This window comes from Burkholderia sp. APQ4-4ca, from assembly GCF_057837105.1.
Map to the genome: position 1 here is coordinate 1 of NZ_JBYQCG010000241.1, position 24696 is coordinate 24696.

General features: G+C 67.1%; 27 protein-coding genes and 1 pseudogene. 11 read left to right on the forward strand and 17 right to left on the reverse strand.

Going from position 1 to position 24696, the window contains the following annotated elements; translation table 11 throughout:
• Window positions 1-681, reverse strand: a 681-nt coding sequence (locus AC3IFE_RS31280; protein ID WP_489194150.1) for a 3-hydroxybutyrate dehydrogenase, incomplete at its 3' end; no start/stop codon positions are given.
• A gap of 52 nt (window positions 682-733) precedes the next feature.
• Entirely contained in the window at window positions 734-1474 is a 741-nt protein-coding gene (locus AC3IFE_RS31285) for an acetoacetate decarboxylase (protein ID WP_089468834.1), read from the reverse strand.
• A gap of 432 nt (window positions 1475-1906) precedes the next feature.
• Between AC3IFE_RS31285 and AC3IFE_RS31290 the strand changes: the two genes are divergently transcribed.
• Window positions 1907-2488, forward strand: coding sequence for an undecaprenyl-diphosphatase (locus AC3IFE_RS31290; RefSeq protein ID WP_489194152.1), 582 nt, complete (start codon window positions 1907-1909; stop codon window positions 2486-2488).
• A gap of 25 nt (window positions 2489-2513) precedes the next feature.
• Here the strand turns inward: AC3IFE_RS31290 and AC3IFE_RS31295 are convergent, their stop codons facing one another.
• The 7 genes and pseudogenes from AC3IFE_RS31295 to AC3IFE_RS31325 form a co-directional block, all read right to left on the reverse strand.
• Entirely contained in the window at window positions 2514-2747 is a 234-nt protein-coding gene (locus AC3IFE_RS31295) for a hypothetical protein (protein WP_489194154.1), read from the reverse strand.
• Window positions 2748-2900: 153 nt separating this feature from the next.
• Window positions 2901-3722, reverse strand: a complete 822-nt coding sequence (locus AC3IFE_RS31300) for a siderophore-interacting protein (protein ID WP_489194156.1) — start codon at window positions 3720-3722, stop codon at window positions 2901-2903.
• A 38-nt stretch (window positions 3723-3760) separates the two neighbouring features.
• Entirely contained in the window at window positions 3761-4474 is a 714-nt protein-coding gene (locus AC3IFE_RS31305; protein ID WP_489194158.1) for a PadR family transcriptional regulator, read from the reverse strand.
• A gap of 620 nt (window positions 4475-5094) precedes the next feature.
• Window positions 5095-5361: pseudogene (locus AC3IFE_RS31310) on the reverse strand (SDR family NAD(P)-dependent oxidoreductase); the annotation flags it as partial.
• Window positions 5362-5377: 16 nt separating this feature from the next.
• Entirely contained in the window at window positions 5378-6499 is a 1122-nt protein-coding gene (locus tag AC3IFE_RS31315; RefSeq protein ID WP_489194160.1) for a 2,3-butanediol dehydrogenase, read from the reverse strand.
• Window position 6500: 1 nt separating this feature from the next.
• Window positions 6501-7814 (reverse strand): MFS transporter, encoded by a 1314-nt coding sequence (locus AC3IFE_RS31320; RefSeq protein WP_489194162.1) that lies wholly within the window; start codon window positions 7812-7814, stop codon window positions 6501-6503.
• Window positions 7815-7832: 18 nt separating this feature from the next.
• A complete protein-coding gene (locus AC3IFE_RS31325) occupies window positions 7833-8366 on the reverse strand; it encodes a 2,4'-dihydroxyacetophenone dioxygenase family protein (RefSeq protein ID WP_089468840.1) in 534 nt (177 codons plus the stop codon).
• A gap of 176 nt (window positions 8367-8542) precedes the next feature.
• Between AC3IFE_RS31325 and AC3IFE_RS31330 the strand changes: the two genes are divergently transcribed.
• Complete coding sequence (locus AC3IFE_RS31330; RefSeq protein ID WP_489194165.1) at window positions 8543-9514, forward strand: helix-turn-helix domain-containing protein; 972 nt, start codon at window positions 8543-8545, stop codon at window positions 9512-9514.
• 203 nt (window positions 9515-9717) lie between these two features.
• Here the strand turns inward: AC3IFE_RS31330 and AC3IFE_RS31335 are convergent, their stop codons facing one another.
• Window positions 9718-10665: an aldo/keto reductase gene (locus AC3IFE_RS31335; RefSeq protein WP_489194167.1), complete on the reverse strand. Its 948-nt coding sequence runs from the start codon at window positions 10663-10665 to the stop codon at window positions 9718-9720.
• Window positions 10666-11012: 347 nt separating this feature from the next.
• Window positions 11013-11633 (reverse strand): LysE/ArgO family amino acid transporter, encoded by a 621-nt coding sequence (locus AC3IFE_RS31340; protein ID WP_489194168.1) that lies wholly within the window; start codon window positions 11631-11633, stop codon window positions 11013-11015.
• Between the two features lie 109 nt (window positions 11634-11742).
• On the opposite strand from AC3IFE_RS31340, the gene AC3IFE_RS31345 reads away from it, so the two are divergent.
• Window positions 11743-12636: a LysR family transcriptional regulator ArgP gene (locus AC3IFE_RS31345; RefSeq protein ID WP_006480142.1), complete on the forward strand. Its 894-nt coding sequence runs from the start codon at window positions 11743-11745 to the stop codon at window positions 12634-12636.
• Between the two features lie 48 nt (window positions 12637-12684).
• On the opposite strand, the gene fnr is transcribed toward AC3IFE_RS31345, so the two are convergent.
• The 3 genes from fnr to AC3IFE_RS31360 form a co-directional block, all read right to left on the reverse strand.
• Entirely contained in the window at window positions 12685-13431 is a 747-nt protein-coding gene (gene fnr, locus AC3IFE_RS31350) for a fumarate/nitrate reduction transcriptional regulator Fnr (protein WP_089468844.1), read from the reverse strand.
• Window positions 13432-13534: 103 nt separating this feature from the next.
• On the reverse strand, window positions 13535-14002 hold the full coding sequence (locus AC3IFE_RS31355; RefSeq protein WP_089468845.1) for a universal stress protein: 468 nt from the start codon (window positions 14000-14002) through the stop codon (window positions 13535-13537).
• 518 nt (window positions 14003-14520) lie between these two features.
• A complete protein-coding gene (locus AC3IFE_RS31360; RefSeq protein ID WP_489194172.1) occupies window positions 14521-14928 on the reverse strand; it encodes a DUF3005 domain-containing protein in 408 nt (135 codons plus the stop codon).
• A gap of 279 nt (window positions 14929-15207) precedes the next feature.
• Between AC3IFE_RS31360 and AC3IFE_RS31365 the strand changes: the two genes are divergently transcribed.
• Complete coding sequence (locus AC3IFE_RS31365; RefSeq protein WP_006480138.1) at window positions 15208-15441, forward strand: hypothetical protein; 234 nt, start codon at window positions 15208-15210, stop codon at window positions 15439-15441.
• 135 nt (window positions 15442-15576) lie between these two features.
• Window positions 15577-16497 carry a serine O-acetyltransferase EpsC gene (epsC, locus tag AC3IFE_RS31370; protein ID WP_489194174.1) on the forward strand — a complete coding sequence of 307 codons (921 nt, stop codon included), beginning with the start codon at window positions 15577-15579 and terminating at the stop codon, window positions 16495-16497.
• Window positions 16498-16663: 166 nt separating this feature from the next.
• On the opposite strand, the gene AC3IFE_RS31375 is transcribed toward epsC, so the two are convergent.
• The 3 genes from AC3IFE_RS31375 to AC3IFE_RS31385 form a co-directional block, all read right to left on the reverse strand.
• A complete protein-coding gene (locus AC3IFE_RS31375; RefSeq protein ID WP_489194176.1) occupies window positions 16664-17467 on the reverse strand; it encodes an SDR family oxidoreductase in 804 nt (267 codons plus the stop codon).
• Window positions 17467-18102, reverse strand: a complete 636-nt coding sequence (gene folE, locus AC3IFE_RS31380; protein ID WP_301737446.1) for a GTP cyclohydrolase I FolE — start codon at window positions 18100-18102, stop codon at window positions 17467-17469. Before folE ends, AC3IFE_RS31375 begins: the two co-directional genes overlap by 1 nt.
• Window positions 18103-18198: 96 nt before the next feature.
• Window positions 18199-19125: a LysR family transcriptional regulator gene (locus tag AC3IFE_RS31385; protein ID WP_489194178.1), complete on the reverse strand. Its 927-nt coding sequence runs from the start codon at window positions 19123-19125 to the stop codon at window positions 18199-18201.
• 117 nt (window positions 19126-19242) lie between these two features.
• On the opposite strand from AC3IFE_RS31385, the gene pobA reads away from it, so the two are divergent.
• The 6 genes from pobA to pcaC all read left to right on the forward strand — a co-directional run.
• A complete protein-coding gene (pobA, locus tag AC3IFE_RS31390) occupies window positions 19243-20475 on the forward strand; it encodes a 4-hydroxybenzoate 3-monooxygenase (protein WP_489194180.1) in 1233 nt (410 codons plus the stop codon).
• 143 nt (window positions 20476-20618) lie between these two features.
• Window positions 20619-21335 carry a 3-oxoacid CoA-transferase subunit A gene (locus AC3IFE_RS31395; RefSeq protein ID WP_089468853.1) on the forward strand — a complete coding sequence of 239 codons (717 nt, stop codon included), beginning with the start codon at window positions 20619-20621 and terminating at the stop codon, window positions 21333-21335.
• 69 nt (window positions 21336-21404) lie between these two features.
• Window positions 21405-22061: a CoA transferase subunit B gene (locus tag AC3IFE_RS31400; protein WP_006482308.1), complete on the forward strand. Its 657-nt coding sequence runs from the start codon at window positions 21405-21407 to the stop codon at window positions 22059-22061.
• Window positions 22062-22149: 88 nt separating this feature from the next.
• Window positions 22150-23508, forward strand: a complete 1359-nt coding sequence (locus AC3IFE_RS31405; RefSeq protein WP_489194183.1) for a 3-carboxy-cis,cis-muconate cycloisomerase — start codon at window positions 22150-22152, stop codon at window positions 23506-23508.
• A 16-nt stretch (window positions 23509-23524) separates the two neighbouring features.
• On the forward strand, window positions 23525-24310 hold the full coding sequence (gene pcaD / locus AC3IFE_RS31410) for a 3-oxoadipate enol-lactonase (protein WP_089469406.1): 786 nt from the start codon (window positions 23525-23527) through the stop codon (window positions 24308-24310).
• Between the two features lie 9 nt (window positions 24311-24319).
• Window positions 24320-24696 (forward strand): 4-carboxymuconolactone decarboxylase (gene pcaC, locus AC3IFE_RS31415; RefSeq protein WP_489194185.1); only part of this gene is annotated, 377 nt, incomplete at its 3' end.

Genomic DNA, 24696 nt, shown 5'->3' on the forward strand with positions numbered 1-24696 from the left:
CGTGAACACGCCGTCGACCGTGTTGCCCAGCATCACCTTCTTGATCACGTCCTCTTCGCTGATGCCGAGCTCCTTCGCCTGCTCCGGAATCTGCTTGTCGACCAGCGGCGTGCGCACGAAGCCCGGACACACGACGTGCGAGCGCACGTTGTGCTTCGCGCCTTCCTTCGCCAGCACGCGCGCGAGACCCAGCAGCCCGTGCTTGGCCGTCACGTAGGCCGACTTCAGCGGCGACGCCTCGTGCGAGTGCACCGAACCCATGTAGATCACGACGCCGCCGCGATCGTCCTTGTACATGTGCTTGAGCGCGGCCTTCGTCGTCAGGAACGCGCCATCGACGTGGATCGCCTGCATCTTCTTCCAGTCGGCGAACGAGTAGTTCTCGATCGGATTGACGATCTGGATGCCGGCGTTCGACACGAGGATGTCGACCGAGCCGAACGCCTCGGCCACCTTGTCGATGCCGCTGTTCACGGCATCTTCATTGGTCACGTCCATCGCGACGCCGATCGCCTTGCCGCCCGCCTTGACGATCTCGTCGGCGACCGCGTTCGCGCCGTCCTGGTTCAGGTCGGCGATCGCGACGGCCGCGCCGGCCTTGGCCAGCTCCAGCGCGATTTCCTTGCCGATGCCGCTCGCGGCGCCCGTGACGACTGCGGTCTTGCCATTCAGGTTGCTCATGTTCGAATTCCCGTGGTGAAAGGATTGACAGGGAGAAAGGGCTGTTGACGTGTTACTGGGCCAGGTAATCGTAGACGACTTCGCCGAGGCCCAGCGTCAAATCTGCGACGAGGTGGCGCGCTTCGACGATCTCGAGCACGGGCAGGTCGGCCACCGGCGCGAGCGCGTGCGGCGCCAGTTCGAGCGAGGCGGGTCCCGTCCATGCGCCCTTCATCTTGATGTCCTGCATGTAATAGCGCACCAGTTCGCATACGCGAGCGGTGCCGTCGACGTGCGGGATGATCTTCAACAGGAAATTGGGGCCGGCGAGTCGTTTCGCCTGCTCTTCGATGTCGAGTTCCTTGTGCTTGTAGCCCATCGTGCCGGTCGCGACACGCACCTTGCCGTAGTCGAGCGTGCCCAGGATGTGATCGGTGTTCACGTGCAGCGTGGGCGACGCGAGCTTCTTCGGGAAGCCCCACAGCTCGCGGCCGCCGGCGATCGGCGGGTGATCGTCGAGATACATCGCGAGCGTATAGCCGCCCGGCTGGCCGTCGTATTCGACGGGGATCACCTGGCCGCTTTCGGTGTAATCGCCGAAGCCGGTCGAATCGGCCATGCGGATGAATTCGTAATGCACGAGCGGCTCGGTGACCTGCAGCGGCTCGGGGACGATTTCACGGAGGCGGTCCGGATCGGTGCGGTACGTGATGATCAGAAACTCACGATCGACGAAACGGTACGGGCCCATCGGGAACGCGGGGCTGGTCAACGGCATCGCAAACGCCTTCGATCGGACATCGCTGGGTTTCATGCGGACTCCTTGTTGTTGAGCGCTTCGTGGATGAGTGGTCGTAATCGTATGCCTGTGCGTTGCCGTTGTGCGATGCCGCATATGGAATTAATTGTTGCCGATTTCGAATTATTTGAGGCGTAAATATTGAGATGAACGAGGCAAACGGCCTGAACGGCACGCGGCCAAGCGAGGGTCGCATGCGTCGATGACGCCATCATGTGAAAAAGGTGAGGCTTTACGGGAGACAGGGTGAGCTTTTACGGGGACATTCACGTGGAAATGTGACAATTGTGTGAACTTGTATTGCAGTGCAGGCTCTAAGTGCGTTCGCCGCGCGGGCCTCGTCCGGGCGGCTGCCGCATTCAGCCCCGCTTAAGCGGCCACGCTCTGGCATCGTTCGACGCCGCCGGGGCAACCGGCCGAACTTTTACGCCTCACGCAACCGGATTCATGCAGAACGTCAATCTCGCCCTCTTTTCCGCCATCAACGCCGGCGGTGCGCCGCACCCGGGCGTTGCCCGCCTCGCGATCTTCGCCGCCGACTGGCTCGTCTACGCGCTGCCCGCGATGCTGCTGCTGACCTGGATCTTCGGAGCACGCCCCGCGCGGCGCCAGGCGATCGAAGCCGGCCTCGGCGTTTGCGTGGCGCTCGGGCTCGCGCAGGTGCTCGGGCATGTCTGGTTCTCCCCGCGCCCGTTCATGGCCGGCGTCGGCACGCAGTTGATTCCGCACGCGCCGGACAGCTCCTTTCCGAGCGATCACATGACGTTCGCGTGGAGCATGGCGGTCGGCCTGCTGCTCGGCGGCACGAAGCGGGTCACCGGTTTCGTGATGGCCGCGATGGCCGTGGCGATCGCATGGGGCCGCGTCTATGCGGGCGTGCACTGGCCGTTCGACATGGCGGGCGGCGTGCTGGTCGGCACGGTCGGCGCGCTGGCCGCGCACCTGTACGGGCAACGCGTGACCGCGCCGCTCGAACGGCTCGGCGATTCGGTGCACGCGGTCGTGATGGGGCGCCGGCAGGCGCCGTAAGCGGAAGGCAACCGGCAGGACGCCGTCAGCCGGACGAGCCGGGTGTGCGGGCCGAGTCGGCCGAGGCGGACGGGCCGCCGCCCGCGTCGCGCAGTTCGGGGGTATCGGCCGGAGGCCGCGCGGCATCGCGGTTGAGGGCGCTTTCCGTCAGGATCGCGCACATCGCGACGAACAGCGCGACGACTACCGCGGCGAGGCCGCAATAGCCGGCGATCTTCAGGTGGCGAAGGAAAGGCGAAGCGTGGCTTTCTTTTGTCATGACCGGGCGCTCCTGGGCGGGCTGCGGCGGCTGTCGCCCGACAGCGGCGCGCAGACATAGATATATACCAGCCGCGATGCCGGTGCCAAGCCCGCCGCTGCGCCGGCGCCACGATTGTTTCAGCCGCCCGGCAACCGGGCGCCCATCCCCCGCTCAGTCTTCCAGCGTTTCGTGCACCGCCGCCGCGCCGCGCTTCCAGTAGGCCGCCGCGCGGATGCGCGACTTGTCGACGCCGCGGTCGCCGGTCAGGTGCTGGCGCACCGCACGCATCGACAGCGCTTCGCCGGCCGCCCACACGTAGCCGTCGCCGGACGACGGCAGCGGCAGATCGCGGACGGCGTTCAGCAGCGTGTCGCCGTTCGCCGTGTCGGCTTCGGCGCGGAAACGCCAGATTTCATGCACGTCGGCGCGCGTGTCGAACGAGATCTGTGCGGTGCGATCCGCGACTTCCAGCACGACCGCCGCGCGCGCGCCGGCCGGCAATTCCTCGAGACGCCGCGCGACGGCCGGCAGCGCCGTATCGTCGCCGATCAGCAGGTGCCAGTCGAAATCGGTCGGGATAACAAACGATCCGCGCGGGCCGCCGATGCCGAGCCATTGGCCGACGCGCGCTTGCGCGGCCCACTGCGATGCGGGGCCAGGATGGTTCAGCACGAATTCCAGATCGAGTTCGCAGGCGGCGCGATCGAAGCGGCGCGGCGTGAAGTCGCGCGCGACCGGCTTCGGTTCGCCTTCCGGAAACTCGGGGCCGTTCGCGCCGAGCGTCGGCAGCGCGGGCCGTTCCGCGCCGGGCGGCGGGAAAAAAACCTTCACGTGATCGTCGAACGACGCGGATTCGAAATCCGCGAGATCGGCGCCGCCGAGCGTGACGCGCAGCAGATGCGGCGTCACGGTGTGCACGCGCAGCACTTGCAGCAGGCGGAACTTGAGGGCGTGGCGCACGCGGGTGACGGTGCGTTCGGACGTGTTCTGCATCGATCCGTTCTCCTTGGGTTGTGACGGGGCGGCGCGGATCACGCGCCGGCGCCGCCTTCTATTTCGGCCGTCGCGCGGCGCATGATGGCCGCGATGCGGCGCTGTTCGTCGGCATCGGCGGCGCTCTTGTGCAGCAGCGCGCGCTTGAGCGCGAGACGCGCCTCGACGAATTCCGGCAGCCAGCCGGGCTGCGATGCGTCCTGCGCATCGGCGCCCGCCGATTCCCCGGCGAACGCGCGGCGCATGAATTCCATCTTGCGAGCGAGGTGCGTGAGGCGCGCGAACAGCGTGTCGACGCGTTCGCGCTGCGCATCGAGATGCTCGCGGCCGGCGTCGGTCAGCGCATAGCGCTTACGGTTGCCTTCCGCCTGCGACGCGACAAAGCCGACTTCGTCGAGATACGTGAGCGCCGGATACACCATGCCGGGGCTCGGGCTGTAGAAACCGTTCGAGCGCGTGTCGAGCGCCTTGATCAATTCGTAGCCGTGGCTCGGTTGCTCGGCCACCAGCGCGAGCAGCAGCAGCTGGAGATCGTCGGAGCTGAACTGGCGGCCGCGCGGCATCGCGTCGTCGCCGAAATCGCCAAAGCCGCCGCGCCCGCCCCGGCCGCCGAACGGGCCGCCACCGAATGCATCGTGGCCGCCGCGACGGTGGCGGCCGATCGCGTACCAGAGACCGGTGAACCAGTCGGGGCGGGCATGCGCACCATGACCGTCGCATCGGGCATGGCCGCGGAAGTGGTTGTGTCGCATGATCGTGTCCTATATGTCATAAAACATATCTAAAGATATATATCGAAAGATAGGGCGTCAAGGGGATTATTGGGGGCGGGATGGGGGTGCGGCGTGACCGACGGCTTGCGGCGAAGCGGCCCCGTACGGCGCTCTGTAGAATTCGAGACCGCATCGATCCCAGGACCGCAACGCGTGATGCCGTATCCCGGTGTTCGACCATTCGCTTGATCCTCTCGATGCACGGCCGTGCCGACACACCGGCGTTCGCCAACGATCCAGCAAGGCGTTCGCCCAGCGCGGCAGAAATTTATAAAAATCTTAAACAGAGCCGATTATAAAAACGCCTGAGGAAATTATTTAAATAATAGAAACGGTTTTGTTTTATTTCCGATCGATCAAACAAAACGTCCGCTGCGGCCAAGATGATTAAACCCGCCTTGGGATTCAATGTCGTCATACCGGTTTTCTCCATGCAGCGGTCGCTCGCGCGACGATGAAGAATTTCGCCTCTTTATTCGCACCCCGAAAATTCATCGAAAATGTAAAGCATTGCAATATAAAACCCTGAACCACGGATTCCGATTGCGGCACGTAATTTTATTTGGCAGGATTTTCATCGAGGTGCCTGATTTTAAAACAAGCACGTGCTCGAACTGGTCCATCCGGTACTCGTCCGCGTGGCGGCTGATGCCGACGCCGTTGACGAGCACGGCGAGCCGCGGCAGCGCGGCGATCGTGCGTGTCAGTGCCTCGCCGTCGGCCACGTCGAGTTCCACACAGCGGATGCCCGCATGCACGGGCGCATGCGGACCGGCTGCGTCGAGCCCGAGCGCGACGACCGATGCGCCGGCCTGCGCAAACCGCAGCGCGGTGCGCGCGCCGATGCCCGACGTACCGCCCGTCACGACGACGGACTACCCGTCAAGCGCCCACTGACGATTCATGCTCGACCCTCCCGATGGTGGTGGCCCCGCGTGCCGGCCGTTGCGCGGGTGAAACGAGGATCTTGATCTGCGTGCGGTCGGCGAGCAGCGCATCGAAGCCGTCGGCGACGGCATCTTCGAGCGCGACGGTGCGCGTGACGATCGACGTGAGGTCGAGCGCGCCCGACGCGACGATGCGCAGCAGGTCTTCGTACGCGTGCCGGTAGCCGACGCTCGCGGTGAAGGTCAGCTCGTCGTTGACCGCGCGGAACGCGTCGAAACTTGCGTGCGGCATCAGGCCGACCATTACGACGCGGCCGCCTTTACGCAGTGCGCGCGTCGCCGATTCGAACGTGGCCTGCAAGCCGGCCGCTTCGAAACTCGTATCGACGCCGAGCCCGCCGGTGGCCGCGCGAATCGCGCCCTGCATCGACGATGGATCGAGCCCGCGCGCATCGAACGCATGCGTCGCGCCGAAACGCGTGGCCGCCGCGAGCCGTTCGGGCGACACGTCGACGGCGACGATCGTCGTCGCGCCCTGCAGCTTCGCGAGCATGATCAGCAGCAGGCCGATCGGCCCGAGCCCGAACACCGCGCAGGTGTCGCCGAGCCGCGGTTCGCCGCGACGCAGTGCGTGCAGCGCAACGGCGGCCGGCTCCATCACGGCGGCCTGTTCGAGGCTCACGCCGTCGGGCAGGCGATGCAGCATGTAGGCCGGCATGACCGCGAAGTCGGCCATCCCGCCGTCACCCATCAGCCCGGCGAAGCCCATCGACACGCACAGGTTGTACGACCCCGAGCGGCAATACGCGCACTGGCTGCAGCGATATTCGGGCTCCACCGCGACGCGATCGCCCGCGCGCAGCGCCGTCACGCGTTCGCCGACTTCGACGACGGTCCCGCAGAACTCGTGGCCGAGCGTCAGCGGCGCGGTGCGGCGCGACAGCGGATGCGGCGCGTCGACCGGAATCGCGTGCGGGCCGTCCGCGTATTCGTGCAGGTCGCTGCCGCAGATGCCGCAATACGCGACCGCGATGCGCACGTCGCCGGGGCCGACGCGCGGCGTGTCGATTTCCACGAGACGGACGTCGCGCGGGCCATGCCATTGAAGTGCGCGCATGTCAGCGTCTTCCGAGGTTCGGGGTATCGAGACGGCCCGCGGTGGCGCCTGCGAGCGCACGCTTGTGCAGCACGGCCGGCGCGGTTTCGACGAGGCCTAACGACAGCACGCACGCGAGGATCGCGCCGGCGGCCGACGTCCACATCGCGAACTGCAGGCCGTAACTGTCCGCCGCGAAGCCGGCGACGGTCGGTGCGACGAAGCCGCCGATCAGCTCGCCGGCGCCCATGATCAGCCCGAGCGCGCTCGCGATCGCGCGCGGCGGCACCGTTTCGGCCGGGATCGTCGCCATGAACAGCGTGAAGCAGCCGAGCCCCGTGTACGTGGCGAACACGAGTGCGCCGAGCGCCCAGACCGAGCCGACGTGGATCAGCACGACCGGGCACGCGGCCGCGACCAGCGCGAACACGATCATCGTCGGCTTGCGGCCGATCCGGTCGGAGATCGCCGGCACCGCGAAGCCCCAGAACACCCACGCGGCGCCCAGGCAGGTCATCACGACGCCCATGTCGGACGGCGACAGGTGGCGGCTTTGCACGAGGAACACCGGACCGAACGAGATGATCACGACGAACCACGTGAGGAAGAAGCAGCTGATCAGCACGCACAGCAGGATGTTGCGCTCTTTCAACAGCGCCCAGCGGCTGACCGCCGCGCCGCCGGCTGCCTGGGCGCCATGCGTGGTCGCGCTTTCCGCTTGCGCGTGGCGCACGCTGCCGGGCGGCGCTTCGCGCACCCAGCGCCACAGGCAGAACGCGATCAGGAAGCCCGGCACGCACGACACGTAGAACGCCTCGCGCCAGCCGTAGGCGGTCGCGATGCCGATCACGACCGGCGGCCCGATCATCGCGCCGAGCAGGCCGGCGGCCGAGCCCTGCAGCAGGCCCATGTTCAGTCCGCGGCGGCTCGGCGTCGAACTCTCGACCATCAGCGATTGCGACAGCGGCAGCACGGGGCCTTCGGCGATACCCATCAGCGCGCGAAACGCGATCAGGCTCGCGAAGCCGCCGACGAGGCCCGACAGCGCCGAGCACACGGAAAAGCCCAGCACGGCCGCGATCAGCAGCGGCTTGCGAGTGCCGCGCGCGTCGGACCACGCACTCGTGACGGCGCCCGACAGCGCCCACGTGAGCGCGAGCGCGGACGACACCATGCCGAGTTGCGCGTTCGTCAGGTGCAGCTCGGCTGACATGAACGGGAACAGGAACGACAGCGCGAGGCGGTCGAAGAACACGAAGCCGAACGTCATGAACAGGATCGGCAGCAGCCGGTTCTCGTATGTCCGGGCAGGTCTGGAGGAGCAAGCGGAAGTCATCGTGAGCCTCGCCGCGCGTCAGCGGAACAGCTTTTCGATTGCTTGCGCGCCGAGGCCGACCTTCTCGTAATGCGCCTTGCACATCGCGATGTACGAATGCACGTCGAAGTAGCCGTCGGGATTGCCAGCTTCGTCGAGCCAGATCAGCGGGCCCTTGACGATGAAGAACGCGCGCATCGGCTCGGGGTGATCGAACGCGACGAGCGTGTGACCTTCGCCCGGCGTCTCGTACACGAAATCGCCGCGCGTGGCGGTCCATTCGTGTTCCAGGTAGCCCCATTTCCCCGACAGCGTGTACGCGAACACCTCGTGCGGGTGATAGTGCCGGTTCACGAGCCCGGCTTCCTTCGCCATCAGGATGTCGCACCATTTGTTCTGCGACGGCGAGATCCACAGCGGCCGCGATGAAACCGTTTCGGTGAACGGAACGTAATAGCGCTCGTCGTCGGTGGCCGCGTTCGGGATGTAGGCTTCGGGCAGCGCATCGGGCTTGAACGGATTGGCAATCGCCGGGATGTTTTGCCAGAATTCGGATACGGCTTTGTCGACCACGGTATGTCTCCTCGTATGGGTTGTCGTGGGCTCGACTTTAGCCAGCCGGTGCGCGCCGCTCTTGACTGGGCTGGACGAATTGCTTGACCGAGCCGGACATTGCATCGCACAAGAATCCAGACGAGCCATCCCCCAATCCGTGCCGCTCCGCACGACAGGCGCCAGCAGGAGGCGACGTGACGAATTCGACCGTTCTTTCATGCACGCGAGGCTCGACGGCCGACGTGCCGGCGCGCGACAGGATGGCGTACTGGGATGCGTTCAATGCGGCCACGCTGGTCGGCCTGCGCTGCTCGTCGCTGTCGCCGGCCGGGCTCGAGGCCGAGAAGACGGACATCGCGCTGCCAGGCCTCGGCATCGCCGACATCAGCGGGCAGGACCACGTGATCGAGCGCAGCCCCGCGCTGGTGCGCCAGTTGCCGAAGGAGTCGCTATTTGCGTGCCAGATCGTGGGCGGGCGCGCCTATTTCATCCAGCGCGACCGGTGCCTGCTCGCGGAAGCCGGCGATGTGGTCGTCTACGACACGCGCGTGCCTTATCTGTTCGGATTCCTGACGCCGATGCGGCAGTTGCTGATCGATATCCCGATCACGACGTTCGACGACCGCCTCGATGCGGAGCTGGCCGCGCTGCCGCTGCGCATCGCGCCGAAGCCGGGCGCGGGCGCGATGCTCGGCGCGACGTTGCGGGCGAGCGTCGAGCGGTTCATGCACGCGCCGGTCGAGCGCGACGTCGCGCGGTTCGTCGAGCACACGCGCACGCTGATCGCGGAACTCATCGACACGGAAGTGAACGGCGCGGGCGCATCGCGCGCATCGCTGTCGTACCTGCTGACCGCGAAGCAGTACATCGCGACGCATCTCGGCGAGCCGGAACTCGGACCGCAAGCCGTCGCCGATGCGGTCGGGTTGTCGCTGCGGCATCTGGGCCGCCTCTTCGCGGCCGAAGGCGAATCGATCACGCAGCACATCTGGTCGGAACGGCTGTCGCACGCGCATCGCGAGCTGACCGACGCACGGCTGCGCAAGACGAGCATCGGCGAGATCGCGTTTCGCTGGGGATTTTCGAGCCAGGCGCACTTCAGCCGCGCGATTCGCGAGCGCTACGGCGCGTCGCCGATGGCGCTGCGCGATGCGGCGCGTGCATGACGAGCGTGACGGACGTAACGGGAACGGCGGGCAAGGTGGTTCATCGGCGGTTTTTATGTGTGATTTTGATTCGGCGCGAAGAAGCCCGGTCGAGCCCCGCGGCCATCGGATGCTCGCCATTGTATCCACCCGTCCTGCGTGAATCGCAGGCAGGCCGCGGAACCGCTCGAGCGTGCGATTCCATCGGCCTGCCGCCAGCGGCTTCAGGGCGCGCTGGCCTCGTCGATCCGGCGGATGTCGTCCTGATCGAGCGTGACGCGGATCGCTTCGCCGAGCAGCGCGAGCTGCTCGAGCGACGTCGCGCTCGCGATCGGCGCGGTGATCGTCGGCCGCGCGATTTGCCATGCGAGCGCGATCGCGGCCGGCTGCGTGCCGTGCTTCGCCGACACGTCATCGAGCGCGGCGAGGATGCGCAGGCCGCGTGCGTTCAGATAGCCGGCGACGCGATCGCCGCGCACGCTCTTCTTCAGGTCGGCCTCGCTGCGGTACTTGCCCGACAGGAAACCGCTCGCGAGCGCGTAGTAGTTGACGACGCCGAGCTTCAGCTCGCGCACGACCGGCTCGAGATCGCGTTCGTAGTCGGCCCGATCGAGCAGGTTGTATTCGGGCTGGATGACCTGGTAGGCGGGCAGTCCGTCGCGCGCGCTGATGGCGGCGGCTTCGCGCAGGCGTGCGCCGCTGTAGTTCGACGCGCCGATGATGCGCACCTTGCCCGCGTCGATCAGCGTTTGATAGGCGCCGAGCGTCTCTTCGAGCGGGGCCGTGTCGGCCAGATCGCGATGCGAGAAATACAGGTCGATGTAGTCGGTCTGCAGGCGGCGCAGCGAATCGTCGACGGCCTTCAGGATGTTGTCTTTCGACAGCCCCGCGCGCGTGCCGAGCAGGCCGACCTTGGTCGCGATCACGACCTGCTCGCGCTTGCCGGAGCGCTTCAGCCACTTGCCGATGATCGTTTCCGATTCGCCGCCGTGGTTGCCGGGCGCCCAGGCCGAATAGACGTCGGCCGTGTCGATGAAGTTGATGCCGGTGTCGGCGAGTGCGTCGAGCAACGCGAACGATGCGTTCTCGTCGACGGTCCAGCCGAAGACGTTGCCGCCGAACGCGAGCGGCGAAACCTGGATGCTTGATGTACCGAGGGTGCGATGGGCCATGTTCCTCTCCGATAACTGCAGGTAACGGGATTGAACTGCGGGATGGGTCGAGGCGATCGCGGCGGGACGGCAGGATGCGCGGGGCGGTTCCGCCGTGGTCGCGGGACACCGGACATTCTCGCCGATCGTTTCGATTCGTGCAGGCGCGGTAACGTCGCGATGGTGGACGGATTGCGGCAGATGACGGAGGCCGTGTCCGCTGCGTGAGTCCGCCGGGTGGCTAAGTTCGATCGGGAGCGAATTTTTGCGGCGACGTGCGCGACGGGAACACGCAGATTGCGCGGGCGGGGCGCCGACGCGGAGGGAAAGCCGGACGGCACGCGGCCGCCCGTGCGCGGACGGTTCGGTCAGCGCAACTGCACCGCCGCGAGGAACAGCACCATGCTGCCGATCGCACCATCCAGCACGCGCCACGCGACCGCCTTGCGGAACCACGGCGCCAGCAAACGCGCGCCATAGCCGAGCCCGAGGAACCACACGATGCTGACCGTCATCGCGCCGATCGCGAACGCGAGCCGTGCGCCTTCCGGCTCGCGCGCGCCGGCCGTGCCGATCAGCAGGAACGTGTCGAGATACACGTGCGGGTTGAGCCACGTGAACGCGAGCGTCATCAGCACGATCGCGAGCGCGCCCTGCGGCGGCGGCGCGACGGCGTCGCCGCGCACGTCGAGCGTGTCGTGGCCAGGCTTGAACGCACGGCGCAGCGCATTGATGCCGAACCACGCGAGATACGCGAGGCCGACGTACAGCACAGCGTGAACGAAGGTCGGATAGCGCTCGACGAGCACCGAAGCGCCGCCGACGCCAGCACCGATCAGGATCATGTCGGACACCGCGCACAGCAGCACGATCTTGCCGACGTGCGAGCGCATGATGCCCTGGCGCAGCACGAACGCGTTCTGCGCGCCGATGGTGACGATGAGCGACGCGCACAGTGCGGCGCCGTGGGAAAAAGCGAGCCAGTTCATGAGGGGGACAGCCGTGGAAGCAGTAGACGAATGAATCGGGTAGCGCTAGTCTGCGGTCGGTATGGGAATAAGAGAAGCTAAATCACCTAATGTGGATTAAGGAAATCTAATGCTCGACTACGCGTTGCTCGATGCCCTCGCGGCGGTGATCCGGCACGGCTCGTTCGAGCGGGCGGCCAAGGAGCTGAACGTCACGCCGTCGGCCGTGTCGCAGCGCGTGAAGCTGCTGGAGGAACGGGTCGGCAGCGTGCTCGTCAAGCGCGGGCAGCCGTGCGTCGCCACCACGTCGGGCGCGCTGTTGTGCCGGCATACCGAACGCGTGCAACTGCTGGAAGCCGAGCTGGGCGGCCGGATGCCCGCGTTGCCGGGCCAGATCGCGAGCGCGTGGCCGACGTTGCGCGTGGCCGTCAACGACGACAGTGTCGCGACGTGGTTCATCGACGCGGTCGGGCCGTTTTGCACCGAGCGCGAGACGCTGCTCGACCTCGTGATCGACGATCAGGATTACACGGCGTCGCGTATCCGCGACGGCAGCGTGCAGGGCGCGGTGACCGCGCAGGCCGAGCCGATCCAGGGGTGCCGCTCGGAGCGGCTCGGGCGGATCCGCTATCGCGCGGTATGCTCGCCGGCGTTCTACGCACGCTATTTCGACGCGGGAATCACGCGCGATGCGCTGCGCCGCGCGCCGTGCGTGATGTTCAATCCGAAGGACGGGTTGCAGGCGCGTTTCATCCGGCGCGTGACGCGCGCGGATCTCGATCCGCCGCAGCACTGGATACCGCACGTCGCGGGCTATCTGCGCGCATGCGAAACGGGATTGGGATGGGGGATGTGCCCGGACCGAATGGTCGACCGCCAGCTGGCGGCGGGTGAATTGATCGACATGTCGCGCGGGCGAACCATCGACATCGATCTGTACTGGCAGAGCTGGCGTTTGTCGATCGGCTGGCTCGACGATTTCAGCGCGGCGCTGAAGGCGCGCGCCGCGCTGTTTCTCGATTGACCGGCGACGTGACGCAGGCGGCGCGCACGCGGTGCGCGCCGGGCGGCATCAGACGTGCTGCAGGCCGTCGAAGTCGATGATCTGCACGTGACGGCCCTGCATTTCGATCAGGCCGCGCTTCTGGAATTTCGACAGCGTGCGGCTGACCGTTTCGAGCGTCATGCCGAGATAGCTGCCGATGTCCTCGCGCGTCATCCGCAGGTTGAATTCCGACGGCGAGTAGCCGCGCTTCAGGTAGCGCGACGACACGTCGAGCAGGAAAGCGGCGACGCGCTCTTCGGCATTCAGCGAACCGAGCAGCATCGTTTGCGACGTTTCGCGCACGATCTGCTCGCTCATCAGCTTGTGCATGCGCAACTGCATCGAGCCGGCTTCCGAGCACAGCGCCTTGAGCGCGCTGTACGGAATCACGCAGACCGAGCTGTCTTCCAGCGCGACCGCGGTGCGCGGGTGCGTATCGTCGCAGATGCCGTCGAGGCCGAGCGCTTCGCCGGCGAGATGCAGGCCCGTGACCTGTTCGCGGCCGTCATGGCGCGTCGCGACGGTTTTCAACGAGCCCGAGCGCACCGCGTACAGGTTGTCGAATGCGTCGCCTTCGCGGAACAGCGCTTCGCCGCGCTTGACCGGGCGTGCCGCGCAGATGACCGACTCGAGGCGGCTGAGCGCTTCGGGCGCGAGGCCCTGCGGCATGCACAGGTGCCGCATCGCGCACGACGAGCAGTGTGCGGCCTGGCGGGGAGCCCAGCTGCCGGTATGGGGCACGGCGGCGGGGCGGGTGGCGACGGGCGTCAGCATGATCGTTTACTCCGGCATTGGATCGACGAAATCATTGTCCCACCGCAAGTTGCCGCTGTCGGGTGACAAAACGTCGCGACCGGCCGCGCGTGCCGAACGCCGCTCAGGCAGCCGGCTCGTCCGCGTTGGCGGCCGCCGGGATCAGCAGCACCGGCAGCGTCGCGTGGCGCACGCATTGTTCGGCAATGCTGCCGAGCACGAGGCGGCGGAAGCCGCGGCGGCCGTGCGTGCCGAGCACGAGCAGATCGGCGCCGAACGCTTTCGCGCCGTCGAGGATCAGCGACGATACGTCGTTGATCGACGTCGCTTCGTTCAGCCGCGTTTCGCCTTTCACGCCGGCAGCCTGCATCAGCTTCGCGAAATCCTGCGCGAGCGCGTTGCCCTGCGCGACGAGCTGATCGCGCAACACGGACGGATCGTAGCCGGGCACGTTGTAGTAGATCGCGGCGTTCTCGACGACGTAGAACGGCTGCAGCTCCGCGCCGTGCGCTTTCGCGAGCGCCAGCGCGGCATCGAACGCATGGCGGGACGTGTCGCTGCCGTCGACGGCAACCAGAATACGCTTGTACATAGTGTCTCCGAATGGCGGGTTGAAACGAAGTCGGCCGGATGGCCGATCGGGCCGGGCAATGCGCCACGCTGCGAGGCAGGGTAAACCAACGGCCGCGATCATGCAGCGAGGCGCCTGCCGTGCCGTGCGATCGCGCCGTCTGTGCCGGCCGTGCGTGGCCATGCGCGCCACGCGTGATGCATCGCGCGATGCGTGTCGTATGGTTCGGCTGCGTCGTCGGCGAAAACGCATGCGCGCGCATCGACCCGGCATGGCAACCATGCCGATGCGGCGCACGTAGCGCCATTCAATCGAAATCGCGCCGTGACGCCATGACTTCGATCAACGCATGTGCGTCGACACGATGCGCGGCATGCATGATTGCGAATCCCGATGCCAATACGCGGAATCGTTTACCGCGACATCGTGCGAGCACGTCTCGGCCCGCGGTCCGGTCGCGCGCGAATGCACCGCCATCGGTCATCGTCATCGGCCGATGGCGGTTCCCAAACGAACGATCGATTCAAACGTCGCGCGGGCTATCTCGGCACGACGGTCAACTCGATGACGCGCTCCGGCCGGCGGCCATGGTCGGGCCAGTACGCGCTGCCGTACATCCGATGAGCGGGACCGAACGGCGTGTCGCCCGCGGACGGCGCGTCGAAGCCCTTCTCGATCACCATGTAGCCGGCGCGCAGCGCGAACGCCGGATGGTTGCCGTCGGGGCGGCTGTCGAAACCGGCCAAACCGTCGCCGGCTTCCGGCATCGCATTGACGAGCGACGCGTTGCTGCGTGTGATCTGGTCCGGCGAGATCGGCCCGACGCCGGCGAGCCGCGACGCTTCGCGGTGCTTGCCGTCGGTGTCGACCGTGCTGTCGTGCGTGTCGTCGTTGTCGAGTTCGATGCTGCGCGGATGCGCACGACGTGTTTGAGCGGATGATTCCATCGCGGCTCTCCTGGCGGCGACACGCTCCGGATCGAAGCAAATCCCGTTCCGGGCACGACGGGAAAAGGCGCGCGGGCGATCGCCGCGGTCGCGCGACGCGCACTGATTTGTCATGATTTATTTCAGCTAGAAGACGCGTTTTCTACAGAGTATGATTCTTTTCCTGCGAAGCGGCGACAGGGGATGAAGTCTCGCCGTCTCTGCCCGCGCCGGGGCGCCGCAGCACCCTTAAAGACGGGTAGCGAACAACAAAGCAAAGGGACTAGAGGTGGCGGACTCATGCAAGCGACTACTGCCTTCACGCATCGCGGTTATCTGTTGAATTGCGCGCCCGCACGCGCCAGTGACGGTTCGTTCAAGCCCTACGTCGTGATCTCCCGATCGAGCGACGGGGAGCTCGTGGCGAACCGGTTTTTCCCGATCGAGCTCCAGTTCAACGACGAAGGCGACGCGATCGCGCACGCGCGCGACTGGGCCGTGCGCTGGATCGACGCGAGCAGCATCTCGATGTGACGCCGTCGCGCGTGCGGCGTCGGCCGTCCGGCCGATCCGCGGGGCGCCGCTCCCGGACAAAAAACGCGGTAATCTTGCGGAACCCGTCACTTTATTAGCGGCCGTGCAACCGCGCGCGGCTGCCCGCATTGGCCTATGTCGACATCACCCGCCCGTCAGTGGGGCCTCGAAGAAATCGTTGCCGGCTTGCGCGAGTCGCGCGAGGAACTCCATCGCACGCGCCATCCGCGCGGCATCCGCGAACTGCCGTCGCGCGATGCAATCTGCAAGATTGTGACCGGCCTGCGCGCGTCGATGTTTCCGACACACTACGGCGCGCCCGACCTGACCGACGAAAGCGTCGACTACTACGTCGGCCATACGCTCGAAAGCACGCTGCGCATCCTGTCCGAGCAGATTCGCCGTGCGCTGCCGTTCCTGCCCGAACACGTCGATACGCCGTTCGCCGAGCTCGACGAACGCGCGTTCGAGATCGCGCGCGCGTTCGGCCGGCAGTTGCCGGCGGTCCGCGCGCTGCTCGTCAGCGACATCCAGGCCGCGTACGCGGGCGATCCGGCCGCGCAGCACATCACCGAGATCCTGCTGTGCTACCCCGGCGTGCTCGCGATGATGCACCATCGGCTCGCGCACGCGCTGCACCAGCTCGGCGTGCCGTTGCTCGCGCGGTTCATCAATGAAATCGCGCACTCGGCCACCGGCATCGACATCCACCCGGGCGCGCAGATCGGCCCGAGCTTCTTCATCGACCACGGCACGGGTGTCGTGATCGGCGAAACCGCGATCATCGGCGAACGCGTGCGCGTGTACCAGGCCGTCACGCTCGGCGCGAAGAGTTTCCCGGCGGATGGCGAAGGCGCCCTGGTGAAGGGCAATGCACGGCACCCGATCGTCGAGGACGACGTGGTGATTTATGCAGGCGCGACGATTCTCGGCCGCGTGACGATCGGGCGCGGCTCGGTGATCGGCGGCAACGTGTGGCTCACGCATAGCGTGCCGCCCGGCACGAGCGTCGCGCAGGGCAAGGTTCGCGAGGGCGGGAGCGCCGAGAAGCCGTAACGTGGCGGCGGGCGAATGCGCGGGCGTCGTTTCGCGCAACGCGGCGGATGAAGCGCAATGAATCGACGGCCGGGCCGCCTTCGGGCGTGATCGGTCGTGAGCGGCGCGAACCCCGCTCGACCCGGCACACGTTGGCGGCGCGCAGCCGCCTGCGTTCATCGAAGCCTCAGAGCTTGCCGTCCGGCGAGCGGTGCTTGTACAGCACGTCCTGATCGACGCGGATCAGGTTCTGGCCCGCATCGACGACGAAATCCACGCCGTTGTACGCATTGCCGGTCAGCAGCAGGATCGCGCTCGCGACATCGTCGGGGCCCGCGATGCGTGCGAGCGGCGTCGATGCGCGGCTCGCGTGTTCGAAGTCGGCCTGCGTCTGGTCGTCGCTCGGCAGCATCAGCCCCGGGAACACCGCATTCACGCGCAGCACCGGCGCGGACGACAGCGCGAGCATCTGCGTGAGGTTGCCGAGCGCGGCCTTCGCGACCGTGTAGCTGAAATGGTCGCGGTGAAAGTTTTCCTTGATCTTCTGGTCGACCACGTTCACGACGACGCCCTGCGTGCCGGCCGCGCGGGCCCGTTCGTAGAACGCGCGCGTGAGCAGGATCGGCGCGCGGCAGTTGACGGCCCACGCCTGGTCGAACGCCGCGAGATCGAAGCTCGGGAAATGGTCCTGCCAGAACACCGACGCGTTGTTCACCAGCACGTCGAGGCGCCCGAAGCGCGCATACACCTGGTCGATCAGCGCGGTGCTCTGCGCGGCATCGGACAGGTCGGCCTGCAGCGCGACCGAATCGTGCCCGCGTTCGGCGATCGCGCGGGCGGCGGCGTGCGCGGCATCGGCCGAACGGTCGTAGTGCACCGCGGTGCGATAGCCGTGCGCTGCGAAATACTCGGCGAACGCGCGCCCGGCCCGGCGCGCGGCGCCGGTCACGAGCACGACGGGCGCGTGCGCCGTTTGCTTCGTCTGCTCCATCAGGTATTCGTCAGGTTGACCGAGGAAGGATTGGCGACGATCGACAGGAATTCGCGACGCGTCGACGGATCGGTGCGGAACGAGCCGAGCATGCGCGACGTGACCATCTCGACACCCGGCTTGTGCACACCGCGCGTCGAGATGCACTGGTGCGCGGCTTCGAGGATCACGCCGACGCCCTTCGGCTGCAACACGTCGAACAGCGTGTCGGCGATCTGCACGGTCATCTTTTCCTGGATCTGCAGGCGCTTCGCGAATGCGTCGACGAGGCGCGCGAGCTTCGAGATGCCGACGACGCGATGGTTCGGCAGATACGCGACGTGCGCGCGGCCGATGATCGGCACCATGTGGTGCTCGCAGTAGCTCTCGAAGCGGATGTCCTTCAGCACGATCATTTCGTCGTAGCCGTCGACTTCGCTGAACGTGCGCGCGAGGATGTCGCGCGGCTCCAGCGCGTAGCCGGCGAAGAACTGCTCGTAGGCGCGTACGACGCGTGCGGGCGTGTCGAGCAGGCCTTCGCGCGCGGGATCGTCGCCGGCCCAGCGCAACAGCACGCGGACGGCGTCTTCTGCTTCTTCACGGCTCGGCCGCGCGGCGACCGGCTGGGGTTGTGTGGTTTTCTTTCCCTTACCCATGTAGTGGCTCCATCGAAGGCCGCCTGCGGCGGCCGATATCCGGCCATTGTTTCATGCTTTCGCCGGTCGTGCGTGCGGGCCGCCGCCCACCTTTCTTCACTTCGGCCATTCGTCCTGCTCGTCGTTGAACAGCGACGCGACGACGCCGCGCAGCCACGCGGTGCGCGGGTCGTTGTGGTACTTGCGATGCCAGTGCTGCTTCAGGTCGAAGCGCGGCAGCGCGAGCGGCGGCTCGACGGGCACGATGAACGCGTGCTCGGCCGCATACGCATAGCCGATCGCATGCGGCACCGTCGCGATCAGGTCGGTGCGGCTCAGGATGAACGGCAGGCTCATGAAGTGCGGTGTTTCGAGCACGGCGCGACGCTGCATGCGCTGCTTCGCCAGATATTTCTCGAGCACCTCCTGGCTGCGCCCTTCGGCGCGCACCACCGCATGCCCGCACGCGAGGAACTGGTCGACCGTGAACGGCGGCGTCTGCTCGAGCGGATGGCCGCGCCGCATCAGGCAGACGAACCGGTGCGTGAACAGCCGCTGCTGGAAGAAGTTGTTGCCGTCGAGATCGGGGAAGTAGCCGACCGCGAGATCGATCGATCCGGCTTCGAGGCCGCGACCGACTTCGTCGTGCGCGAGCGAGACCGAACGCAGGTTCGCGTGCGGCGCATGCGTCGCGAACGCCTGCAGCAGCTTCGGCAGGAAGACGATCTCGCCGACGTCCGACAGCGCGATCGAGAACGTATGCGTGCTCGCGGCAGGGTCGAAATCGTGCGGCGCGACGAGGCCGCGCTCGATCTGCGCGAGCGCGTCGCGGGCGGCCGGCAGCAGCGCGAGCGCGCGCGGCGTCGGCTCCATCCCGCGCGATGTGCGAACGAACAGCGGATCGCCGAAGTACTCGCGCAGGCGGCCGAGCGCCGTGCTCACGCGCGGCTGGCTCACGCCGAGCAAGTCGCCCGCGCGGCTCACGTTGCGCGTGTCGTCGAGCGCGACGAGGTAGGGAATCAGGTTCAGATCGAGCGGGTCCATCGCCGTGGCCGGTATCTTCAAAACGTATACAACATATCTCCTGAATCGCGTTGCCGCATAGTCGGGAAAGCGCTCAAATGTGTTCGACGATTCGAATTAATGTTCAGGAGACGAACAATGCGCACCCAAGTCGCGATCATCGGCGCTGGCCCGTCCGGCCTTCTGCTGTCCCATCTGCTGCGCCTGCAAGGCGTCGATTCCATCCTCGTCGAAGCGCGTTCGCGCGAATACTGCGAGAACCGCATCCGCGCCGGCGTGCTGGAGCAGGGCACGGTCGACACGCTGAACGAAGCCGGCCTCGGCGAGCGGATGCGCCGCGAAGGGCTCGAACATCACGGCATCGAGCTGCTGTTCGACGGCCAGCGCCACCGCATCGACCTGTCCGAACTGACCGGCGGGCGTGCGATCACCGTCTACAGCCAGCACGAAGTGGTGCGCGACCTGATCGCGGCCGGCATCGAGCACGGCCATCAGATGCACTTCGAAGTCAGCGACGTCGCGCTGCACGACGTCGAAAGCGAGCACCCGTTCGTCACGTTCAAGCACGCGGACGGCCGCGTGGACCGCGTCGACTGCGATTACATCGCCGGTTGCGACGGCTTCCACGGCATCGCGCGCCAGACGATTCCCGCCGAGCGGCTGAACACGTTCGAGCGCGTCTACCCGTTCGCGTGGCTCGGCATCCTCGCCGACGCGGCGCCGTCGCTCGACGAACTCGTGTATGCGCATCACGACAACGGCTTCGCGCTGTTCTCGATGCGCTCGCCGACGGTCACGCGCCTGTACCTGCAGTGCAAGCCGGACGAAGACCTCGCCGAATGGTCCGACGCGCGGATCTGGGACGAACTGCACACGCGCTTCTCGAACGACACCGGCTGGACGCCGACCGAGGGCCGGATCACGCAAAAGAGCGTGACGCCGATGCGCAGCTTCGTGTCGGAGACGATGCAGCACGGCCGCCTGTTCCTCGCCGGCGACGCCGCGCACATCGTGCCGCCGACCGGCGCGAAGGGAATGAATCTCGCGGTGGCCGACGTTCGCGCGCTGTCCCGCGCGCTCGGCGCGCGCTACCGGACGGGCGACGCGACGCCGCTCGAACGCTATTCGGCGACCTGCCTCGAACGCGTGTGGCGCGCCGAGCACTTCTCTTACTTCATGACGAACATGCTGCATGCGTCGCCGGACGACTCGCCGTTCGTCAATCGCCTGAAGTTTGCCGAGCTGAAATACGTGACGCGTTCGCGGGCCGCCGCGCAGTCGCTCGCCGAAAACTACGTCGGCCTGCCGTTCGACGACGCGACGGCCCCCGAGGGAACCCGCCTTGACAACGCGCTGTGCGCGACTCTATGATCGGCCATCGTTCGCTAATCGAATCTAGGTTCGATTGGCGAACAAAAGCCGAGGGTCGACGAAGGCCTCCGGCGCGGCACGCGGCACCCGCGTGTCCCCTCGACAGGCCGCGCACGAGCCGCGGGTTCGCATCAGGAAGAGACATGGTCAACAAGATTTTCGAATCGCTTCAGTCGGCGGTTGCCGACGTCCACGATGGCGCGACAATCATGATCGGCGGCTTCGGCACGGCCGGCATGCCGTCCGAGCTGATCGACGCGCTGATCGAACAGGGCGCGCGCGACCTGACGATCGTCAACAACAACGCGGGCAACGGCGAGACGGGCCTCGCGGCGCTGCTGAAGGCGAAGCAGGTGCGCAAGATCATCTGTTCGTTCCCGCGCCAGAGCGACTCGCAGGTGTTCGACGCGCTGTACCGCGCGGGCGAGATCGAGCTGGAGCTCGTGCCGCAGGGCAACCTCGCGGAGCGCATCCGCGCGGCGGGCGCCGGCATCGGTGGTTTCTTCACGCCGACGGGCTACGGCACCAAGCTCGCGGAAGGCAAGGAAACGCGCGTGATCGACGGCAAGCCGTACGTGTTCGAGACGCCGATCCACGCCGATTTCGCGCTCGTGAAGGCGTACAAGGGCGATCGCTGGGGCAATCTCGTGTATCGCAAGACCGCGCGCAATTTCGGGCCGATCATGGCCAGCGCGGCGAAGGTCGCGATCGTCCAGGTGTCGGAAGTCGTGCCGCTCGGCGGGCTGAACCCGGAACACATCGTGACGCCGGGCATCTTCGTGCAGCGCGTCGTCGAGGTGCCGCAGGCCGCCCACGCGGCCGAGCTGGCCGCCGAACACGCTGCATCGCAAGCCGCCTGACCCACCTGGAACTTTGTATGGGACCGGCGTAAGCGCTGAAGCGCCAACTCCGGTCGACAGGAAACCGACATGAAACGACTGACCCGCGATGAAATGGCCAAGCGCGTCGCCCAGGACATCCCCGAAGGCGCGTACGTGAACCTCGGCATCGGCGTGCCGACGCTGGTGGCGAACCACCTCGACCCGAGCAAGGAGATCTTCCTGCACAGCGAGAACGGCCTGCTCGGCATGGGCCCCGCGCCCGCGCCCGGCGAGGAGGACGACGAACTGATCAACGCCGGCAAGCAGCACGTGACGCTGCTCACCGGCGGCGCGTATTTCCACCACTCGGATTCGTTCGCGATGATGCGCGGCGGCCACCTCGACTACTGCGTGCTCGGCGCGTTCCAGGTGTCGGCGAACGGCGACCTCGCGAACTGGCATACGGGCGCGCCCGACGCGATTCCGGCGGTGGGCGGCGCGATGGACCTCGCGATCGGCGCGAAGCAGGTGTTCGTGATGATGGAGCACCTGACGAAGCAGGGCGAAAGCAAGATCGTCGCGCAATGCTCGTATCCGGTCACCGGCGTGCAGTGCGTGAGCCGTATCTATACGGATCTGGCCGTGCTCGACGTGACGGCCGACGGCCTCGCGGTGAGCGAGATCTTCACCGACCTGTCGTTCGACGAGCTGCAGAAGCTGACCGGCGTGCCGCTGATCGACGCGACGCAAAAGGCCGCCGCCTGAACGGCAAGCGTGCCGGTGCGCGCATTCGAGCGCACGCCGGCACGCTTGGGTAGACAATAGGCGCACGCCGTTTCCCCATTCTGATGCCATGCTCGAAGACAGCGCCCGCCTGACCTCCCTGATCTGCGGCACCGAGCCGCTCAACCGTATCTGGTCGCCCCGCGCGACGATCCAGCGGATGCTCGACGTCGAGGCCGCGCTCGCGCGCGCGCTCGCCGCGCAACAAGTGATTCCCGCCACCGCGGTCGCGCCGATCGAACGCGCGTGCGATGCCGGCCGGCTCGACGCCGATGCGCTCGCGCAAGGCGCCGCGCTCGGCGGCAATCTCGCGATTCCGCTCGTCAAGCAGCTCACCGCGCAAGTGAAGGCCGACGACCCCGAGGCCGCGAAATTCGTGCACTGGGGCGCGACGAGCCAGGACATCATCGACACCGCGACCGTGCTGCAGTTGCGCGATACGCTCGATGTGCTCGAACCGCTGCTCGACGAAGCCTGCGCGTCGCTCGCGGCGCTTGCGCGCACGCACCGCGCGACGCCGATGATCGGCCGCACGTGGCTGCAGCAGGCGCTGCCGATCACGCTCGGCCTCAAATTCGCCCAATGGCTCGACGCGCTGCTGCGCCATCGCGCGCGCTTCGCCGAGTTGCGCGAGCGGGCGCTCGTGCTGCAGTTCGGCGGCGCGGCCGGCACGCTCGCGAGCCTGCGCGAGCAGGCGGCCGGCGTGAGCGCCGCGCTCGCGGCCGATCTGAAGCTCGCGTTGCCGGCCGTGCCGTGGCATACGCAGCGCGACCGCATCGCGGAAGCCGCGTCGTGCTTCGGGATGCTGACCGGCACGCTCGGCAAGATCGCACGCGACGTGTCGCTGCAAATGCAGACCGAAGTCGGCGAGCTCGGCGAACCGGCGGCCGCCGGCAAGGGCGGCTCGTCGACGATGCCGCACAAGCGCAACCCGGTCGGCTGCGCGGCCGTGCTGACGGCCGCCGTACGCGCACCGAATCTCGTCGCGACCGTGTTCGCGGGGATGGTGCAGGAGCACGAGCGCGCCCTCGGCGGCTGGCAGGCCGAATGGGACGCGCTGCCTGATCTCGCGCGCCTGACGGGCGGCGCGCTCGCGCAGATCGCGCAGATCGTCGCGGGTCTCGACGTCAATACCGACCGCCTCGCCGCGAACCTCGACCTGACGCACGGGCTGATCCTCGGCGAAGCCGTGATGCTCGCGCTCGGCGATCGCGTCGGCCGGCTCGATGCGCACCACGTCGTCGAGCATGCGTCGAAGGAAGCCGTGCGTACCGGCGCGACGCTGTTCGACGTGCTCGCCGCCGATGCGACCGTGTCGGCCCACCTGTCGCGCGATGCGCTCGCGCGGCTGCTCGATCCCGCACATTACGTCGGCGAGGCGCAGGCCTATGTCGACGCCGTGCTCGCGCTGCACGCGGGCGCGCAATAACCAGGAGAACCTTGAGATGCCTTTCGCCACTGTCAACGGCGTGAAACTGCATTACCGGATCGACCGTGCCGCACGCGACGACGCGCCGTGGCTCGTCTTCTCGAACTCGCTCGGCGCCGACCTGCAGATGTGGGCGCCGCAGATCCGCCCGCTCACGCGGCACTTCAATATCCTGCGCTACGACACGCGCGGCCACGGCCATTCCGACGCACCGGCCGGTTCGTACACGATCGAGCAACTGGCGGGTGACGTGATCGGCCTGCTCGACCACGTCGGCATCGATTGCGCGCATTTCTGCGGGATCTCGATGGGTGGGCTGACGGGCGCCGCGCTCGCCGCGCGCTACCCGTCGCGCATCGTGCGCGCGGTGCTGTCGAATACCGCCGCGAAGATCGGCTCGCCGGAAGTGTGGGCGCCGCGTGCGCAGAAGGCGCGCACCGAAGGGATGGCCGCGCTCGCCGACGCCGTGCTGCCGCGCTGGTTCACCGACGCATTCGTCGAACGCGAGCCGCGCCTGTTCGATGCGATCCGCGACACCTTCGTGCATACCGACAAGGACGGCTATGCGGCGAACTGCGACGCGCTGAACGCGGCCGACCTGCGCGAGGAAGTGAAGAGCATCGCGCTGCCGGTGCTCGTCGTGACCGGCGCGAAGGACATGTCGACGCCGCCCGATCAGGGCCGCGCGCTCGCCGCCGCGATCCCCGGGGCGCTGCACGTCGAATTCGACGCCGCGCACATTTCGAACATCGAGTGCACCGACGGTTTCAACCGCGCGCTGCTCGATTTCCTGACTGCATGAGGCACGGCGATGGACGACCAGGAACGTTATGAAGCAGGGATGAAGGTGCGTCGCGCGGTGCTCGGCGACGCGCACGTCGACCGTTCGCTCGAGAACCGCACCGAGGTGACGGAGGAGTTCCAGAACCTGATCACGCGTTATGCATGGGGCGAGATCTGGACCCGCGACGGGCTGCCGCGCCATACGCGCAGTCTGCTGACCATCGCGATGATGGTCGCGCTGAACCGCGGCGAGGAACTGGCGCTGCACCTGCGTGCCGCGCGCAACAATGGCGTGACGCGCGACGAGATCAAGGAGGTGCTGCTGCAGACCGCGATCTATTGCGGCGTGCCGGCCGCGAATTCCGCGTTCCATCTCGCGGACAAGATCTTCAAGGAACAGGATGG

Coding starts and splice junctions, on each gene's coding strand:
- epsC (WP_489194174.1), top strand. CDS start 15,577: ATGTCGACATCACCCGCCCGTCAGTGGGGCCTCGAAGAAATCGTTGCC.
- AC3IFE_RS31360 (WP_489194172.1), bottom strand. CDS start 14,928: ATGGAATCATCCGCTCAAACACGTCGTGCGCATCCGCGCAGCATCGAA.
- AC3IFE_RS31300 (WP_489194156.1), bottom strand. CDS start 3,722: ATGCAGAACACGTCCGAACGCACCGTCACCCGCGTGCGCCACGCCCTC.
- fnr (WP_089468844.1), bottom strand. CDS start 13,431: ATGCTGACGCCCGTCGCCACCCGCCCCGCCGCCGTGCCCCATACCGGC.
- AC3IFE_RS31405 (WP_489194183.1), top strand. CDS start 22,150: ATGCTCGAAGACAGCGCCCGCCTGACCTCCCTGATCTGCGGCACCGAG.
- AC3IFE_RS31375 (WP_489194176.1), bottom strand. CDS start 17,467: ATGGAGCAGACGAAGCAAACGGCGCACGCGCCCGTCGTGCTCGTGACC.
- AC3IFE_RS31320 (WP_489194162.1), bottom strand. CDS start 7,814: ATGACTTCCGCTTGCTCCTCCAGACCTGCCCGGACATACGAGAACCGG.
- AC3IFE_RS31395 (WP_089468853.1), top strand. CDS start 20,619: ATGGTCAACAAGATTTTCGAATCGCTTCAGTCGGCGGTTGCCGACGTC.
- pcaD (WP_089469406.1), top strand. CDS start 23,525: ATGCCTTTCGCCACTGTCAACGGCGTGAAACTGCATTACCGGATCGAC.
- AC3IFE_RS31355 (WP_089468845.1), bottom strand. CDS start 14,002: ATGTACAAGCGTATTCTGGTTGCCGTCGACGGCAGCGACACGTCCCGC.
- AC3IFE_RS31345 (WP_006480142.1), top strand. CDS start 11,743: ATGCTCGACTACGCGTTGCTCGATGCCCTCGCGGCGGTGATCCGGCAC.
- AC3IFE_RS31285 (WP_089468834.1), bottom strand. CDS start 1,474: ATGAAACCCAGCGATGTCCGATCGAAGGCGTTTGCGATGCCGTTGACC.
- AC3IFE_RS31290 (WP_489194152.1), top strand. CDS start 1,907: ATGCAGAACGTCAATCTCGCCCTCTTTTCCGCCATCAACGCCGGCGGT.
- AC3IFE_RS31365 (WP_006480138.1), top strand. CDS start 15,208: ATGCAAGCGACTACTGCCTTCACGCATCGCGGTTATCTGTTGAATTGC.
- AC3IFE_RS31305 (WP_489194158.1), bottom strand. CDS start 4,474: ATGCGACACAACCACTTCCGCGGCCATGCCCGATGCGACGGTCATGGT.
- AC3IFE_RS31385 (WP_489194178.1), bottom strand. CDS start 19,125: ATGGACCCGCTCGATCTGAACCTGATTCCCTACCTCGTCGCGCTCGAC.
- AC3IFE_RS31340 (WP_489194168.1), bottom strand. CDS start 11,633: ATGAACTGGCTCGCTTTTTCCCACGGCGCCGCACTGTGCGCGTCGCTC.
- AC3IFE_RS31295 (WP_489194154.1), bottom strand. CDS start 2,747: ATGACAAAAGAAAGCCACGCTTCGCCTTTCCTTCGCCACCTGAAGATC.
- pobA (WP_489194180.1), top strand. CDS start 19,243: ATGCGCACCCAAGTCGCGATCATCGGCGCTGGCCCGTCCGGCCTTCTG.
- AC3IFE_RS31335 (WP_489194167.1), bottom strand. CDS start 10,665: ATGGCCCATCGCACCCTCGGTACATCAAGCATCCAGGTTTCGCCGCTC.
- AC3IFE_RS31400 (WP_006482308.1), top strand. CDS start 21,405: ATGAAACGACTGACCCGCGATGAAATGGCCAAGCGCGTCGCCCAGGAC.
- AC3IFE_RS31315 (WP_489194160.1), bottom strand. CDS start 6,499: ATGCGCGCACTTCAATGGCATGGCCCGCGCGACGTCCGTCTCGTGGAA.
- folE (WP_301737446.1), bottom strand. CDS start 18,102: ATGGGTAAGGGAAAGAAAACCACACAACCCCAGCCGGTCGCCGCGCGG.